A 15568-nucleotide genomic window follows, 5' to 3' on the forward strand; every position below is an offset into this window, starting at 1 on the left:
ATGAGTGGCATGCAGCTCACACCCGAAGAAGCCAAGCCGTCGATCACCCGCCTCAAGCGGGCCAAGGGACAGCTCGAGGCCGTTATCCGCATGCTCGAGGAGGGCCAGGAGTGCGAGGATGCCGTCATGCAGCTCTCTGCGGTGGCCAAGGCGATTGACCGTGCCGGCTACCTCATCGTCTCCACCGGCATGAAGAAGTGCTTCGCCGAGGAAGGCTCCGAGCTCGACGAGAAGAAGCTCGAGCAGATGTTCCTGTCCCTGGCTTAGGCGTCGGCGAGCAGCCCCAGGGCGGAGAGTTTCCGCAGGGGATGACGATTGTTCTGGGGTGGCCCGCCATCGGGTGGGAGGAACACGATCCCACCTTCCCGGCGTTCCAGGCGCCCATGTTTCGGCGGGGCGTTGGGATCATCGTCATTGCGCCCGTTATGCACCCGGCACGCCACCGAGAGGTTGGCCATGTTGGTCTGTCCCTCGTGTTCCCACGCAGTCAGATGATGGAACTGGCAATCCGCCGCCGCAGTGGTACACCCCGGGTTGGGGCAGACCAGGTTCTCCGCCATCGCCAGGATGCGCTGTTTGTCATTGGCAAACCGCGACAGGCGATAGAGATCAATCCCGCCCTCCACCAGGTCGAAGATCCCGAAAAACCCCAACTCGGACAGACCCTTTTCCACCCACTCCTTGCCCGTGATTGTCCTCCCATCGCTGAGACCGAAGACGGTGTCCCCGCCTTCTCCACGGTGATGGGAGACAAAATCCGGGGCCCGCATCACCCCCAGAGGAATAGGCGGGGCCACCTTATCGGCGGCGACACCACCGACACCATGCTGAAACGCGGCATCCGCCATTGCCTGCTCCCACGACAACGACCCATCCGCCTCCCGCAACGCATCCGCGGTGACCTTCAGATGCGCTGTGTAGCGGGCCATATCCCCCGCTGGCAGAGTCAACGTCGCCGTCGACAAGCCCTGGGCATCAACATTCTTGCCACCCCGAAACGCCCGGAAACGCCGGCTATCACCATCCGGGGCCCGGCGATTATGCGCCAACACCCGGGCTGCGGCCTCCAGCCCAATCTCGGCCACCGTGCCGCGCAGCCCGCACAACTCCACCCGCAGCTCCCACACCGACACCCCGGCCTTCGGCGAGAGTTTGCGCAGGTGCTTTTCAATCACCGCCACCGCATCCAACGACAACGGTGCTGCTGCTTCCCGCGCGGCGGCCTGCAGCTTCTTGGAACGTGTCGGCCCGAAATAGATCAGCGCCAACCGCTCCCACAATCCCGCATCCTGAAAACCCCACTGATCCAGATGCGCGCGGGTCAGGTCACCGGAGGACAACTCCCCCAGCACCCGCATGGCCCGCAAGGCCGCCAACGCATCCACAGTGTTCATGCCCCGAACCATAAACGCGGGCCACGCCGGCGTCGATAAGCAAGCACCCCAGCCTGTGGATAACTACCAGTTATCCACAGAAAGCCGCATTTCTATCAACCAACCAGTTGACAAAATCAGATCGACACTCCCACCCACACCGGCTCGGGCACGAGCTCCACGCCGAACACCGAGCGCACCCCATCGCGGACTTCGCGGGCCAGGGCGACCAGGTCGGATGTCGATGCCGAGCCGCGGTTGGTCAGCGCCAGAGTGTGTTTCGTCGACAGGCGCGCGGGCGCCCCCTCTCCGGGATGGCCCTTGGAAAACCCGGCGCGTTCGATGAGCCACGCGGCGGAGAGTTTCTCGCCTCCCGCGGCCGGGAAGCGGGGCATGCGCTCGGCGTCCTCGGCGCCGCGGGAAGCGCGCACCGCGGCCTGCACCGCATCCGCCACCGCGCTGTCCACGACGGGGTTGGTGAAGAAGGAACCGGCTGACCAAGTGTCATGGTCCGACTCGACGACCACCATGCCCTTGCCGTGGCGCAATGCCAGCACGGCCTCGCGCACGGCGGCAACCGGCCAGCGTTCAGCCCCGCCCAACCGGCGCGCGAGTTCGCCGAAGCGCAGGGGCGCGGACAACCCGTCGGTGGACAGCTGTAACTCCACAGCCAGCACCACACCGCGGGAGGTGAATTTGAGGTTGGAGTAGCGGTACGCCAGTTCCAGGTCGCTGGCCGGCACCCAGGACACTTCCCCGCTTGCCCGGTCGAGGAGTTGCACCTGCACGAGCACGTCGGCGATCTCCACGCCGTACGCCCCGACGTTCTGCACGGGCGTCGCGCCAGCGGATCCGGGGATGCCGGACAGGCACTCGATGCCGCCGAGGTCAGCGTCCACGCAGGCTGCGACAACATCGTCCCACACGGCACCGGCCCCGGCGACCACGCGCCCGGTCGCCATGTCCAGCGAGAGGTCGTCGTTTTCCAGCAGCACCACGACCAGGTCCAGGTCCCCGTCGGCGACGACGAGGTTGGAGCCGCCGGCCACCACGAGGAGGGGTACGGAGTGGGCGTCGAGAAGCGTGACTGCCTCGGCCACGGCCGACGCCGTCGCGCAGCGCACCACCAGCAACGGCCGTCCGCCGAGGTGGAGGGTGGTCAGATCGGCGAAGGTGGTGGTGTCGTCGAGCACCACGCCTGTCAGCTGGCTGAGATGTGCCTGGATGTCCGGGGTCAGAGATGAGTCGCTCACGTGCTTAACGGTAGTCTGTTAGCTATGGCAACCCGCAGTGAGAACACCGTAACCATCAACCAGCCGGTCGAGAAGGTCCATGCCGCGCTGACGAACCCTGACTACTGGGCATTTATCGCACAGAACCTCTCCCCCGAGCCGGGCGAGGTCGCTGAATTCGAGACCACGGAGGGCGGCGCTGTCGCCACCCTTTTTGAGGTTCTACCGCTGGACATCCTCCCGGAGGCGGTCCGCGCGATGATCTCCCAGGCGCTGAAGGTCAAGCGTGTGGTCACCGTCGGCCCGCTGGCTGACAACGCCTCCGCGGTCACCTACACCGCTGATGTCAAGGGCACCCCGGTCGATTTCTCCGGTGATATCAATGTCTCCGGCGATGACGCCACCACCACCCTCGCCTACTCCAATGAGGTCTCGGTGAACATCCCGTTCATGGGCCCGGCCATTGAGCCGAAGGTCGCGGAGGCTCTCGGCGATCTGTTCAACAACGAAGGTGAGCTGACCAACCGCTGGATCGGCGAGAACGCTTAAGCGTTTCGCCTTCTTACTGCTTCACCCATGGCCGACCACGCCCACAACCTCCGCGCGGAGGCGGGTCGTGGTCGGCCTTTTGGCGTGATCACCCGCGGCACGACCGGCCATAATCGGCTGCGGCGTTGCGATAGGTGGGTGGTGCATCATCCCCGTATCAGGCGGTTGCTTATCGACGCCGCCTCCCCCCTCGCCGTCGACGTCGGTTACGGTGCTTCCCACGCCACCACCGTCGAATGGGCGCAGCGTCTGCGCACGATCCGCCCGGATCTGGAGGTGATGGGCCTGGAGATCGACCCGGAGCGGGTGCTCCCCCCGCGGGACGGGGTGCGTTTCGAGCTCGGTGGTTTCGAGCTCGCCGGCTACCGCCCGCACCTGGTGCGTGCCTTCAATGTGCTGCGGCAGTACGACGTCGATCAGGTGGAACAGGCGTGGGAGTCGGTGACCTCACGTTTGGCCCCCGGCGGGCTGTTCATCGAAGGCACCTGCGATGAGCTGGGCCGACGCTCCACGTGGCTGCTCATCGACGCCCACGGCCCCGTCTCGCTGACCCTGGCGTGGGACCCGTGGGATGTCGAGAAGCCTTCCGATGTGGCGGAGCGCCTGCCGAAGATCCTCATCCACCGCAACACTCCTGGCGAGCGGATCCATGCCCTGCTCCAGGCGGCGGATGATGCCTGGTTCCGCACCGCCGGCTGGGAACCCTATGGTCCCCGCGTCCGCTGGCGCCACGCCCGGCAGCTGCTTATCGACGAAGGCTGGCCGGTCCACCCCGTCCGCCGCACATTGCGTGACAACCTCCTGACAATCCCCTGGGCGGCAGTTGCCCCCACCCCCTAGGCTGCGCCACACTGTCTGTCATGGCAAAGATCTGGAAGTTCCTCGTCGGCGTGGCCGTCGCCCTGCTCATCATGCTGCTGGTGGCGGAATTTGGCCTGCGGTGGTTCATCGGCAACGAATTGCGCACGAGTTTTCAGGAGCAGGCCGCCGCCGATGGCGTGGCCCTCGAGGAGGATCCGACGATCGGTTTCGGCACCACCCCGCTGGTCCTGTCGGCGGCGCGCGGCTCGATCCCGGAGGTGGAGATCACCACCCCTTCCACCCTGCAGGTCACCGGCCAGGAGATCCTCGGCCAGCCCGGCGCCCACGTGCAGCTCACGGACCTGGATATCTCCGACTCGGACAACCCGGTCGCCGCCCGCATGGTCACCACCACCGAGGTGCCCAGCGAGTTCCTGCTGGCCACGGTGAAAAACGGCATGGAGCAGGAGGGCGCGGCGGGCGGCCTGGTCGACATCTCCAATATCACCGCCAACCCCGCCGAGGGCACCCTCGACGTGGAGTTCAACGGCGGCTTCGCCCAACTCAACCTCATTCCCCGCCCCGTTGACGGCAACCTCACCTTCGAAGCCGCCGGCGCGACACTATTCGGTTTCGATCTACCCTCGCAGGTCACCGACCTCATCTCCCAGGCCCTCCAGCAGGGCGTACAGGAACAGGCCGGCGAGTTCGACATCGACGCCTTCGACGTCATCGACGGCGGCGCCCGCCTCACCCTGGCCGGTGAGAATGTCGCCCTCAGCCAGGTGGCGGACACACAGCTGCCACGTCGCTGACCGCGACCCGGTCCGCGCCCGCCTCCAGCGCGGCGATGACAGCATCGAGGGAATCGGCCAGGATGGTGTGCGGCAGATCCCCGCTTATCGACGCCCCCACCATCCGGTCCACACCCGCCAACCGGGCAGTCGCGGCGTGGTCGCCGAACACGGCAAGAGTAACCGGCGGGGGCACCGCCTCCCGCACGGCGACGAACTCCGCCAACAAGGCGTTGTCGTCGGTGATGGCCGGGTCAGTGGCCAACCAAATCTCCTCCGCCCCCTGCGCCACCGCCAGGCGCGCTTCCGCCGCTTTCACCAGCGTGTGGTGGCATCCCGAGGGATAACCCACCACCGACACCACTGTCAGCCCCGCCGTGTCACCCGCCAGCTGCACATGCGAGGGGTGCAGCACCACCCCCGCCAGGCCCGCGGAGCGGGCCTGGGCGACGGCGTCGGGGATGGTGACGGGGGCGTCGATAAGCAAAAGAAAGGCGCGGCTTTTCAGCCACGCCTCATCCGTTGTCACCACCGGTAATTACCACTGACGATATCCCGCAGGTGCGGGCGCACATCAAACCAGAACACGCCGATGGCCACCATGCCCGCCCACGACAGAAACGGCACGCGGGTGACCACCACGAAGGCGGAACCCATGAGGATGGCCACCCAGATCCACTTCGACTGGCGATTCCCCGCCTCATAGGCGTCATCGCGGGTGGTTGCCGCGAGGAGGGCGCCGACGACGCCGCACAGGGCGATGGCCGCGAAGAGGACCATCTCGAAAATGGTGAGACCGGTGATCAGTGACATGAGAGTGCTAGTTGTCCTTATTCGGGTTCGGGACGTCCTCGGAGCTGACGACCTCGCCGTCAATCATATGCGGCACCTCACCGTCATCGTTCTTCGAGGGGGTCTCTGCGTCCTTGTCCACAGCATCTCCGGCGCGGGCGATCAGATCATCCAGGCGACGGCGCAGATCATCGATGAAGGACTGCTCGCTGGCCTCATCGCCCGTGCCGGCGGCCGCACGACGGGCGCGGGCCTGCTCGACGGTCTCCTCGAAGGTGGCGCGGACCGAGGCGGTGGCGCTGGAAAACGCCGAACGGGCCTCGGAAGCGGACTCGGAGGACTTCGTCTCCCCCGCAGCACGACGCACCGACCCGGCGATGTCACGGATGATGTCCTCCGCGCGGGAGGCGAACGCCAGGGAGACATTCTTGTAGTCCTCGGTGGACTGCGCACCGCTCAGGCCCGTGCGCGCCTCCTGGGCGGCAGTGGCGAAACGCTGCTTAACAGACTCCTGGCCCGCGGTAGCCGCCTCACCGGAGTACACGCTGTGCACATCCGAAGGCGCGTCAGTGCGCTCCCGGTCCGCTCGGTAACGCTCCGTGAAATCGGAGACCACATCACCCAGGCGGGCGCCGGCGGCCACCCACGCCTGGAAAGGCTCACGCAGGTTATCCAGCAGGGAATTGTTGTTGTCGTTCGGGTTGGTCATGGGACTGGCCCTTTCTGTGTGTCGGTTATGCCCCGAAGAGCAGATGATTCACAGTGTAAATAGCTAATCCGGCGAGCGCACCCACGATCGTGCCGTTCAGGCGGATGAACTGCAGATCCTTGCCCACCATGAGCTCGATCTTGTCGCTGGCCTCCTCCGCGTCCCAGCGCTCCACGGTCTCCGAGATGATCGCCGTGACCTCGCCCGCGTAATTGTCGGCGAGGAAGGCCGCCGCCCCGGTGATGCGGCGGTCGAGGCTGGCGCGCAGCTGCGGATCAGTCTGGATATTCGTGCCCCAGGTGATGCACAACTCCGTGATCTTGGTACGCAGGAGGGAGGAGGGGTCCTCGGCGGCGTCGATAAGCGAGGCGGAGGCGGACGCCCAGATCGCGGCCGCCGCACCCTTGACCGGGGTGGAGCCCAGCAGATCCTGCTTGATGCCCTCGATGCGCGCGATCATCGTCGGATCATGCTGCAGATCATCCGCCAGCTCCCCCAGGAAACGACGGATGGCGTGCCGGGCCTCATGCTCGGGATCATTCGCGACGGCCGCCGTGAACCCCACCAATTCCTTGTACACCCTCGCCCCGACCAGGTCCTTGGCGAAACGGGGGGCCCATTGGGGCATGCGCTCGTCGATAAGCGTGATGACCGTGTCCTCCATGCCCAGCACCTTGCGGTGCGCCCACGTCACCACCTCCTGGACGACCGGCTCGGTGCGACCGTCCTCGATGAGATCAGCCAGCAGGCGACCAGCAGGTGGGCCCCACTGCGGCTGCGTGAAACGATCAATGAGCTGCGACTGGATGAGCATCTCCGCATCCGCCGGATCGAGCGCCCGGATGGCGTTGGCGGTGAGCTTACCCGCCTCCCGGGAGGCCTTCGCGGCATTGTCCGGATGCGCCAACCAGGAACCGAGCTTCTCCGGGATATTCGCCTTGGAGACCTTCTCCGTGATCAACTCGGCGTTGAGGAAATTCTCGCCGACGAACTCCGACAACGCCTGCCCCAGCTGATCCTTCTTCTTCGGGATCAACGCCGTGTGCGGAATCGGGATCCGCAAAGGATGCCGGAACAGTGCGGTGACCGCGAACCAGTCCGCCAAGCCACCGACCATTCCTGCCTCAGCGGCGGCACGCACATACCCCACCCACACCGGGGCGCCACCCGGCTGGTTCTGCCACCAACTGCACGCGAGAAAGATAACCGCCGCGACCACCAGCAAGCTGGTGACAAAAATCTTGTGGTTTCGCAGCGTGCGGCGACGCTGCGCCTCCACCTCCGGGCTCGGGCCGGGGACGGTGCGGGCGTCGATAAGCTCCAGCTGGCTGTGTTTTCCCATGTCGACCATTATCCTCAGAGCATCTCAAAGGCGAGCATGAGGATGTTGATCGACGTGAGAATCGTGATCAGCGTGATCAGGACAATGATGATGTTTCGACGCACGCCCTCCAGCCTACGGGGCCCGGGAACGTCAAAGGCCCGCTCCCCGGGGAGGGAGCGGGCCGGACGGGCCGAAAGACGTCAGCTAGAACCTAGTTCCTACGACCGGTGGTGTCGCGGTACTCGCGGTAGTAGCGGCGACCGCGGTGGATAAGACCGAAGCCGGCGATGAGGCAGACAGCCGCGATGACGGCACCAATGATGATGTACATCGTGGTGTCGTACTCGGCAACGGTGACGCCCTGACCCCACAGGAGGGTCGCAGCCATCCAGATCAAGATGCCGAAGCCTGCCAGGGAGGTGAGCAGCAGGCCCATGCCGATCCAGGTGGAGGAGCGCTCCAGGGAGGAGTGCGGGGCACCCAGGGACACCGGGTCATAACCGTCGATGTAGGAATCGTGGAGCTTCGGCTCATAGTCCGGGAAGCTCTCGGATGCCTGATCGGCGACCGCAAAGTTGTTGGAAGCCATAGCTTTCTCGCTTTCGTCTCTCGTGACTCGGGTGACCCCGAGCTTAGTCGTCCTTGCCGCGGAAGGCGGCGCGTGCGCGCTCCTTGGTGACAGCGGCGACGGCGGTCAGCGGGATACCCGCCGGGCAGACGTCAGCGCACTCACCGAAGAGGGTGCAGTGACCGAAGTTGGTCTCCAGCTCATCGACCATGTGACGTGCTCGCTTGCCACGCTCCTCTTTGCCCAGCGGCATGAGGGAGAGGTGAACCAGCTTCGCGCCGGTGAACAGGTGCGCAGCACCGTTCGGGCAGGCCGCGACGCAGGCGCCACAGCCGATGCAGGCTGCGTGATCGAGTGCGAACTCGGCGGTCTCGTGGTTGACGTGCAGGGTGTCGGCATCCGGGGCGGTGCCGGCGTTGATGGAGACGTAGCCACCCTTCTGCATGACGCGGTCCAGGGCGGAACGGTCGACGACCATGTCCTTGATGACCGGGAAAGCAGCGGAACGCATCGGCTCCAGCTTGAGCACGTCACCGTCGTTGTAACCGACGAGGCGCTGCTGGCAGGCCGGGGTGTTCTGGCCGGCGCCGTGCGGGCGGCCGTTGACCAGCAGGCCACAGGTGCCACAGATGCCCTCGCGGCAGTCCGAGGCGAACATGAACGGTTCCTTGTTCTCCTCGATCAGGCGGTTGTTGACGTGGTCGAGCAGCTCCAGCACCGACATCTGCGGCACGGCATCCGGGACCTCGACGGTCTCGAAGGCGCCTTCGTGAGTCGGTCCGGCCTGACGCCAGATCTCAAGTGTCAGCTTCATTACTTGTAGTTCCTTGTCTGCAGCGGGATCGATTCGAAGTAGAGCGGGTCAGCGTGGCGGATGAACTTGCCCTCGCCGGCCGGCTCCCACGCGGAGACGAAGCACCAGTTCTCATCGTCGCGCTCGGCCTCGCCGTCCTCGGACAGGTGGTCGTCACGGAAGTGTGCACCACAGGACTCATCGCGGTCGAGTGCGTCGACACACATGAGCTCGCCCAGGTCGATGTAGTCAGCGACGCGTGCCGCGTACTCAAGAGCCTGGTTCATGTAGTTCTGCTCGCCCGGGATCTGGACGTTGGTCCAGAAGTCCTCGCGGATGGCGCGGATCTTGACGATCGCGTCCTGCAGGTCCGGGACGTTACGGGACACGCCACAGGCGAAGTACAGCAGCTCGCCCAGCTGGCGGTGGTAGTACTCGGCACCGTGCGGGTTCGGACCCTGGATGTTGAGCAGACGGTCGATGCGGGCCTGGGCACGCTCGACAGCCTCGGCAGCCTCAGGAGAGTCAGCCGGCAGAACATCCTCACCGAGGTGGTTGGCCAGGTAGTTCGGGATGGTGAACGGCAGGGTGAACCAGCCGTCGACGGAGGCGGACAGCAGCGAGTTGGCGCCCAGACGGTTCGCACCGTGGTAGGTCCAGGAGGCCTCACCGGCGGCGAACAGGCCGTTGATGGAGGTCATCTCGTTGAAGTCGGTCCACAGGCCACCCATGGTGAAGTGGCAGGTCGGGGCGATACGCATGGGCGAGGTGTAGGGATCCTCACCAATGGCGTCCTTGTACATCTCGAAGAGGTTGGAGTAACGCTCACGGATGGTGTCCTGGCCGAGACGCTCGATGGCGTCACGGAAGTCCAGGTACGCGGAGTTGTGCAGCGGGCCCACGCCGAGACCGGCGTTGATCTGCTGGGAGATCGCACGGGAAGCGACGTCACGCGGGACCAGGTTGCCGAAGGCCGGGTAGCGGCGCTCCAGGAAGTAGTCGCGCTCCTCCTCCGGGATGGAGTTCGGATCGCGGTCGTCCTTGGGCTCCTTCGGGGACCAGATGCGGCCGTCGTTACGCAGCGACTCGGACATCAGGATGGTCTTCGACTGCCAGGTCGCGTTGACCGGCAGGCCCGTCGGGTGGAACTGGATGAACGCCGGGGACGCGAAGTAGGCGCCGTGCTCGTAGGCACGCATGAGGGCGCCTGCGTTGGAGTTCTTGGCCAGCGTGGACATGTGGTACACGTTGCCGTAACCGCCGGTCGCCAGGATGACGGCGTGGCCGGTGTGGGCGGTCAGCTCACCGGTGATGAGGTTACGGGTGACGATGCCCTCACAACGCTTGTTGCCGTCCTTGTTGGTGACGATGAGGTCGACGACGTCAGCGTGGGTGAAGATCTCCACGTTGCCCAGGCCGATCTGGCGGGTGAGCGCAGAGGCGGTGGACAGCTGGAGCTGCTGGCCCGTCTGACCACGGGTGTAGTAGGTGCGGGAGACCTGCACGCCACCGAAGGAACGGGTGGCCAGGGTGCCGCCGTACTCACGGGCGAACGGGGCGCCGATGGCGTTCATGTGGTCGATGACGCGACCGGACTCGATGGCCAGGCGCCAGCAGTCGGACTCGCGGCAACGGTAGTCGCCGCCCTTCACGGTGTCCTTGACGTGGCGGTATGCGCCGTCGTTGTCGACCTTCTTGCCACGGGCGGAGTTGACGCCACCCTGGGCGGCAATGGAGTGCGCACGACGCGGGGCGTCGTGGTAGGTGTACACCTTCACGTCGTAGCCGAGCTCGCCGAGGGCGGCGGCGGCGGCACCACCGGACAGGCCGGTGCCGACGACGAGGACCTGGAACTTGCGGCGGTTCAGGGGAGACACAAGGTTCATGTGCTCCTTCTGGTAGTCCCACATCTCCTTGGTCGGGACGCCCTGGGGCTCGGCGTTGTCCAGGATGGTGCCGGGGACGACGCCCTCGACGATGGACTCGGGGTGACGGAACTCGGGACGAGAAGCGGTATCAGTGTTGCTCATATTTTTCTAAACTTCCCTTCGGGACCTAGCTGAGCCAGCCCAGTGCGATGGACAGCGGCATCGAGATGTTGCCGATCATGACGATCGCCGGCACCAGGTAGGCGACGACGAGCAGAACCTTGCGCCAGCGCTTGCCGGTGATGCCGAGGTCCGACACTGCGAGCCAGATGCCGTGGGACAGGTGCAGGAACAGGACGACCATGGCGAGGATGTAGAAGATCGCGACAGGCCAGCGGGAGAAGCTGGCGATGAGGTTCGCGTAGATCTCACCGTGCGCGAAGGTCTCCGGCGCGGCGGGGGTGACACCCATGGTCAGGTCGAGGATGTGGAAGACGATGAACAGCAGCAGGATGATGCCGGTGATGAGCATCGTGCGGCTGGAGAAGGTGTTCAGGCCACCGACCAGGTTGGTGCGCTGGAACTTGCCGCGGGAGACGCGGGAACGTCCGTGCAGGGCGAATGCGCCGTGGATGTGGAGCACGACGGCAGCCAGGAGCACGATGCGGAAGATCCACAGGAATCCTTCGCGCGGGAAGATCGGCGCACCCATGGTGCGCAGCCACTCGCCGTACTCGTTGATGGCAGCCACACCGTTGTGGTCCGGCATGAAGATCTTCAGGTTACCGACCATGTGGACGAGGACATAGAGTCCGAAGATGAGGCCAGTAATGGCCATCACCAGCTTGATTGCCCAGGTCGGGTAGGACGGCCGCTCGCGCAGCGGCTTCTCAGTGATTTTGCCGTGGACGATTGCGTCCCGGTCTGCGTTCTTAACAGTCATGGCACCTCCAGTGTCGCTCATACTTTACGGTCCCGTCCCCGATCCCGACGAGTTTCCGGGCAGCTCTTCGGCCACTTCCCCCCATTGTCACACCCGCAACAGCCGCCACCTGAGGGCAGCCTAACCTTAACTCGTGGCCCGGAAAGTGTGCATAAAAGCCCCCCACAGGCGCCCCAACAGCACTAAAGGCAGGTGTCCGGTTGTGCCGACACGCGCTGACCGGCCGATTGTGAGGTTAGTCACCCGTACTAGAGGTAGCCTCCCGCCCCACCCCGATAGGTATCAAACTTTTGGTTATTCCGAGGTGTCGACACATCTTCCCGCCACAAGATTCGCCGAAAGTAAAAGGTTGCCCACGCAAAGTTCGCAAAGTGGCCGACACGTGAGCCTGGTCACGCTACTATGTCGGACATGGGAAAGACCTACGTGGGTTCGCGCCTGCGCCAATTGCGCCGCGAACGGGACCTCAGCCAGGCCTCACTGGCCGCCACCCTCGGCCTGTCAGCCAGTTACGTCAACCAGATTGAACATGACGTACGCCCGCTGACCGTGCCCGTGTTGCTACGCATCACCGAGGCCTTCGGCGTCGACGCCACTTTCTTCTCCCGCGACGATGATTCGCGCCTGCTCGCCGAGATCCAGGACGTGGTGCTGGACAAGGAGCTGTGCCCCAGCCCGGTAGAGCTGCAGGAGCTGTCCGAGCTCGTGTACAACCACCCGGCGATCGCCCGCACCATGGTCGATATGCACCGGCGTTACCGCAACGTGCGCGACAAGCTGTCGATCGCCACGGACACCCGCCGCCACGCGGGCCCCTCCCACGCCGCCGGCCCGCAGGCCCTGTCGATGCCCCACGACGAGGTCCGTGATTTCTTCTACGCCCGGCAGAACTATCTCGACGATCTGGACACCGCCGCCGAGCAGATCTCCGGGGAGTTGGATATCCAGCGCTTCTCCATCCGTTCCACTGAGGAGGCGTTGGCGCAGCGCCTGCGGGAGCAACACGGTATTGAGATCTCCACCTCGGCTGAGCTTGACGGCACGCTACACACCCTGGACCGCAACACCGGCCACCTGCAGCTGGCCAGCCGCCTCAACACGGGTCAGCGCGCCTTCCGCATGGGCATGGAACTGGCTTATCTGGAGGCGGAGAAGGACATCGAAACGCTGGTGGCGGGCGCGAATTTCACTTCCGAGGCCTCGGCGAATCTGGCCCGCCGCGGTATCGCGAGTTACTTCGCGGCCGCCGTTCTGCTGCCGTATCAGGGCATCCATGCGGAGGCGGAGCGTTCCGGCTACGACGTGGACTTCCTCTGCCACGTTTTCGGTGTCGGTTACGAAACCGTGGCGTCCCGCTTATCGACGCTCCAGCGCCCCAACCTCCGCGGTATCCCCTTTACTTTTGTCCGCGTCGACCGGGCGGGGAATATGTCGAAGCGGCAGTCGGCGACCGGTTTCCACCTGGCGAATTCCGGCGGCACGTGCCCGTTGTGGAACATCTACGAGACGTTCACCAACCCGGGGACGATCCTGCGGCAGCTGGCGCAGATGCCGGATGGTCGCAATTACCTGTGGATTGCCCGCACGGTTCGCCACCACCGCGGACGTTTCGGGGACACCGGCAAGCTCTTCGCCATCGGTTTGGGCTGCGAGGCCCGGCACGCTGATCGTACGGTCTACGCGGAGGGGCTCGACCTCGATGACCTGTCGAGTGCCACCCCCATCGGCGCCGGGTGCCGCGTGTGCCCGCGCGAGAAATGTACCCAGCGCGCCTTCCCGCCGATCCATGAGGAACTGACTATCGACGCCCACCGCTCCTCCGTCGCCCCCTACAACTAGTCGCCCGCCCAGCGGCGGGCACGGCGTTCGTGTTCGCGGAGATTGTAGGTGGCGGAACGTATCTCCACGTCGCGGTCGAAATTGGAGCCCAGGGCACCGGCCATCGCGCCGAGGGAGGCGCTGAGCCAGGCGATGGACAAGTAGGTGATCATCCCGACGTCGCGCTCGAGTTCCCCTTCGAGATAGGCCCGCGGGATCACCGCCACCGACGCCAGCACCATGATCAGCCACACCGCGAAGTGGAGGGTGATAGCGGCCATCCCGATGGTTCCCACGGTGGCGAGGTTGTCCACCATTTCCCGCCAGCGGGATTCCTGCGTGTGGCGGCGTTGCCATAGGCGGTTGTGCACGATGAGCCAGCCGGTGAAGGAGACGGTGGCGAACACACTGATGAGCAGCAGCCGCCAGAAGGTCAGCTCTTCGGCCAATTGCCAGATCGAGCCGTAGAAGATACCGAAACCACCGGTGGCCACCATCGCCGCCAGCGAGGATGACAGGACGGGCAGCAATCGACCGGGCTCGTTGCTGCGGACCATGCCGGCCACCATCCGCAGGGTCAGGCCCGGGTGTTGCAGGACCCGCGTCTCGACGCCCGGCTGATCCGCCGAATCCGCATGTTCCGCCGGGTCGGGGCCCTCACGAAACACCCCGGCACTGAGTTCATCGTGTTCCACCAGGCCGCTCAGTTCGCGGCGCAGACGCCGCCGGACACCGAAGGCCCCGAGTGCAGGCAGGGAAAGCAGGACCGCTGGCACCTCGGCAAAGCGCTGGCTGACCACCGGTTTCTCCCACGCCGATAACGGCAGATCGGTGAGATAGATCAGGCGGGACCAGCCGTGAGCGTCGAGAAGCTCGGCGGCATGTGCGCCGAGTTCCACCTCCCCATCCGGGGACATGGGGACGGTGCCCTCCCGCAGTTCCACGGGCCCGATTCCGGGCCACGTGCCGCGCAAGGTGTCGCCCTCCCGGATGTCGCTGAGCACGGAGCGGAGGATCCGCGAGGCGTCGGCGAGCGGCTGTCCGGAGTCCGCGAGAATGCCGATAGTGGGCATCATGTTCCTTTCCTGGCATGCAAAAAGGGGCCTCCGGGAGGAGACCCCTTGTCGCAGATCGTACCTATTAGAAGTTGATCATGTGGCCGGAGATACCGTGGGCGGCTTCCTTGACAGCCTCCGACAGGGTCGGGTGGATGTGGACGGCGCGGGAGATTTCCTCGGTGGTCAGATCGTAGTTCTGCGCCAGGACCAGCTCGTTGATCAGCTCGGAGGCGTTGGCACCGACGAGGTGTCCGCCGAGCAGCTCGCCGAACTCAGCGTCGGCGACGATCTTGGCGAAGCCATCGGTCTCAGCCAGGCCGACGGCCTTGCCGTTGGCGGAGAACGGGAAGGAGGCGACCTTGATCTCGCGGTCCGGCCACTTCTCCTTGGCCTGCTCCTCGGTGTAGCCGAAGGAGGCGACCTGCGGGTTACAGAAGGTGGCGCGCGGCATCATCATGTAATCGCCCAGCTCATGGGTCTCGGCGCCCGCGATGGTCTCGGCGGCGACGATGCCCTGTGCCTCTGCGACATGGGCCAGCTGCAGCTTGGCGGTGACGTCACCGATGGCGTAGATGTTCTCGACGTTGGTGCGCATGAAGTCGTCGATGGCGATGGCGCCGCGCTCGGTCAGCTCGACACCGGTGTTCTCCAGTCCGAAGCCCTCGACGCGCGGGCGGAAACCGACAGACACCAGCACGCGATCGCAGGTGATGGTCTCCGTCTTGTCGGAGCCCTTCTTCTGGTAATCGACCTCGACGGAGTCACCGTTGTCGCGCACGGCGGTGGTGGCATGACCCGGCAGCAGCTTCACGCCGAGCTTCTTGTAGGCCTTGGCGATGACCTTGGACACCTCGGCGTCCTCGTTCGGCAGGACGCGGTCCATGTACTCGATGACTGTGACGTCGACGCCGTAGTTGGACAGCACGTAGGCGAACTCCATGCCGAT

The 15568-nt window shown here is 65.2% G+C and carries 17 protein-coding genes; 5 read left to right on the forward strand and 12 right to left on the reverse strand.

Annotated features, from left to right (window positions below):
• Positions 1-9: 9 nt before the first annotated feature.
• Positions 10-267, forward strand: a complete 258-nt coding sequence (locus Q4G50_RS04465; protein WP_303376438.1) for a metal-sensitive transcriptional regulator — start codon at positions 10-12, stop codon at positions 265-267.
• Here Q4G50_RS04465 and Q4G50_RS04470 read toward each other — a convergent pair.
• Together Q4G50_RS04470 and Q4G50_RS04475 are read right to left on the reverse strand one after the other, a co-directional pair.
• Positions 264-1394, reverse strand: a complete 1131-nt coding sequence (locus tag Q4G50_RS04470) for an HNH endonuclease signature motif containing protein (protein WP_303376439.1) — start codon at positions 1392-1394, stop codon at positions 264-266. The two genes, Q4G50_RS04465 and Q4G50_RS04470, sit on opposite strands and share 4 nt — an antisense overlap.
• 116 nt (positions 1395-1510) lie before the next feature.
• The gene (locus Q4G50_RS04475; protein WP_303376459.1) at positions 1511-2599 is read right to left on the reverse strand and encodes a UDP-N-acetylmuramate dehydrogenase; all 1089 of its coding nucleotides are present in this window, start codon (positions 2597-2599) and stop codon (positions 1511-1513) included.
• Between the two features lie 51 nt (positions 2600-2650).
• Here Q4G50_RS04475 and Q4G50_RS04480 point away from each other — a divergent pair, with 51 nt between their 5' ends.
• The 3 genes from Q4G50_RS04480 to Q4G50_RS04490 are packed head-to-tail and all read left to right on the forward strand — an operon-like array spanning position 2651 to position 4770.
• Entirely contained in the window at positions 2651-3154 is a 504-nt protein-coding gene (locus tag Q4G50_RS04480; RefSeq protein WP_303376440.1) for a DUF2505 domain-containing protein, read from the forward strand.
• Between the two features lie 27 nt (positions 3155-3181).
• The gene (locus tag Q4G50_RS04485; protein ID WP_303376441.1) at positions 3182-3994 is read left to right on the forward strand and encodes a class I SAM-dependent methyltransferase; all 813 of its coding nucleotides are present in this window, start codon (positions 3182-3184) and stop codon (positions 3992-3994) included.
• A 20-nt stretch (positions 3995-4014) separates the two neighbouring features.
• The gene (locus Q4G50_RS04490) at positions 4015-4770 is read left to right on the forward strand and encodes a DUF2993 domain-containing protein (protein WP_303376442.1); all 756 of its coding nucleotides are present in this window, start codon (positions 4015-4017) and stop codon (positions 4768-4770) included.
• On the opposite strand, the gene Q4G50_RS04495 is transcribed toward Q4G50_RS04490, so the two are convergent.
• From Q4G50_RS04495 to Q4G50_RS04530, 8 genes are all read right to left on the reverse strand, one after another.
• Positions 4733-5278: a hypothetical protein gene (locus Q4G50_RS04495; protein ID WP_303376443.1), complete on the reverse strand. Its 546-nt coding sequence runs from the start codon at positions 5276-5278 to the stop codon at positions 4733-4735. The genes Q4G50_RS04490 and Q4G50_RS04495 overlap by 38 nt on opposite strands.
• On the reverse strand, positions 5275-5562 hold the full coding sequence (locus Q4G50_RS04500; RefSeq protein ID WP_303376444.1) for a DUF2516 family protein: 288 nt from the start codon (positions 5560-5562) through the stop codon (positions 5275-5277). Before Q4G50_RS04500 ends, Q4G50_RS04495 begins: the two co-directional genes overlap by 4 nt.
• A 7-nt stretch (positions 5563-5569) precedes the next feature.
• Entirely contained in the window at positions 5570-6250 is a 681-nt protein-coding gene (locus Q4G50_RS04505; RefSeq protein ID WP_303376445.1) for a CGLAU_01105 family protein, read from the reverse strand.
• A 25-nt stretch (positions 6251-6275) separates the two neighbouring features.
• Positions 6276-7592 carry a DUF445 domain-containing protein gene (locus Q4G50_RS04510; RefSeq protein ID WP_303376446.1) on the reverse strand — a complete coding sequence of 439 codons (1317 nt, stop codon included), beginning with the start codon at positions 7590-7592 and terminating at the stop codon, positions 6276-6278.
• A gap of 193 nt (positions 7593-7785) precedes the next feature.
• On the reverse strand, positions 7786-8163 hold the full coding sequence (locus Q4G50_RS04515; RefSeq protein ID WP_303376447.1) for a hypothetical protein: 378 nt from the start codon (positions 8161-8163) through the stop codon (positions 7786-7788).
• Between the two features lie 43 nt (positions 8164-8206).
• Positions 8207-8956: a succinate dehydrogenase/fumarate reductase iron-sulfur subunit gene (locus tag Q4G50_RS04520; protein WP_303376448.1), complete on the reverse strand. Its 750-nt coding sequence runs from the start codon at positions 8954-8956 to the stop codon at positions 8207-8209.
• On the reverse strand, positions 8956-10965 hold the full coding sequence (locus Q4G50_RS04525) for a fumarate reductase/succinate dehydrogenase flavoprotein subunit (protein ID WP_303376449.1): 2010 nt from the start codon (positions 10963-10965) through the stop codon (positions 8956-8958). The genes Q4G50_RS04520 and Q4G50_RS04525 overlap by 1 nt, the downstream gene beginning before the upstream one ends.
• A gap of 25 nt (positions 10966-10990) precedes the next feature.
• Positions 10991-11746, reverse strand: a complete 756-nt coding sequence (locus tag Q4G50_RS04530) for a succinate dehydrogenase cytochrome b subunit (RefSeq protein WP_303376450.1) — start codon at positions 11744-11746, stop codon at positions 10991-10993.
• A gap of 411 nt (positions 11747-12157) precedes the next feature.
• On the opposite strand from Q4G50_RS04530, the gene ramB reads away from it, so the two are divergent.
• Entirely contained in the window at positions 12158-13585 is a 1428-nt protein-coding gene (gene ramB / locus Q4G50_RS04535; RefSeq protein WP_303376451.1) for an acetate metabolism transcriptional regulator RamB, read from the forward strand.
• Here the strand turns inward: ramB and Q4G50_RS04540 are convergent.
• Both Q4G50_RS04540 and Q4G50_RS04545 read right to left on the reverse strand, forming a co-directional pair.
• Positions 13582-14640 (reverse strand): hypothetical protein, encoded by a 1059-nt coding sequence (locus Q4G50_RS04540; protein ID WP_303376452.1) that lies wholly within the window; start codon positions 14638-14640, stop codon positions 13582-13584. The genes ramB and Q4G50_RS04540 overlap by 4 nt on opposite strands.
• Positions 14641-14704: 64 nt before the next feature.
• Positions 14705-15568: FAD-dependent oxidoreductase (locus tag Q4G50_RS04545; RefSeq protein ID WP_303376453.1), on the reverse strand; the 864-nt coding region annotated here is incomplete at its 5' end.

Source organism: Corynebacterium sp., assembly GCF_030538285.1.
Taxonomy (GTDB): Bacteria; Actinomycetota; Actinomycetes; order Mycobacteriales; family Mycobacteriaceae; genus Corynebacterium.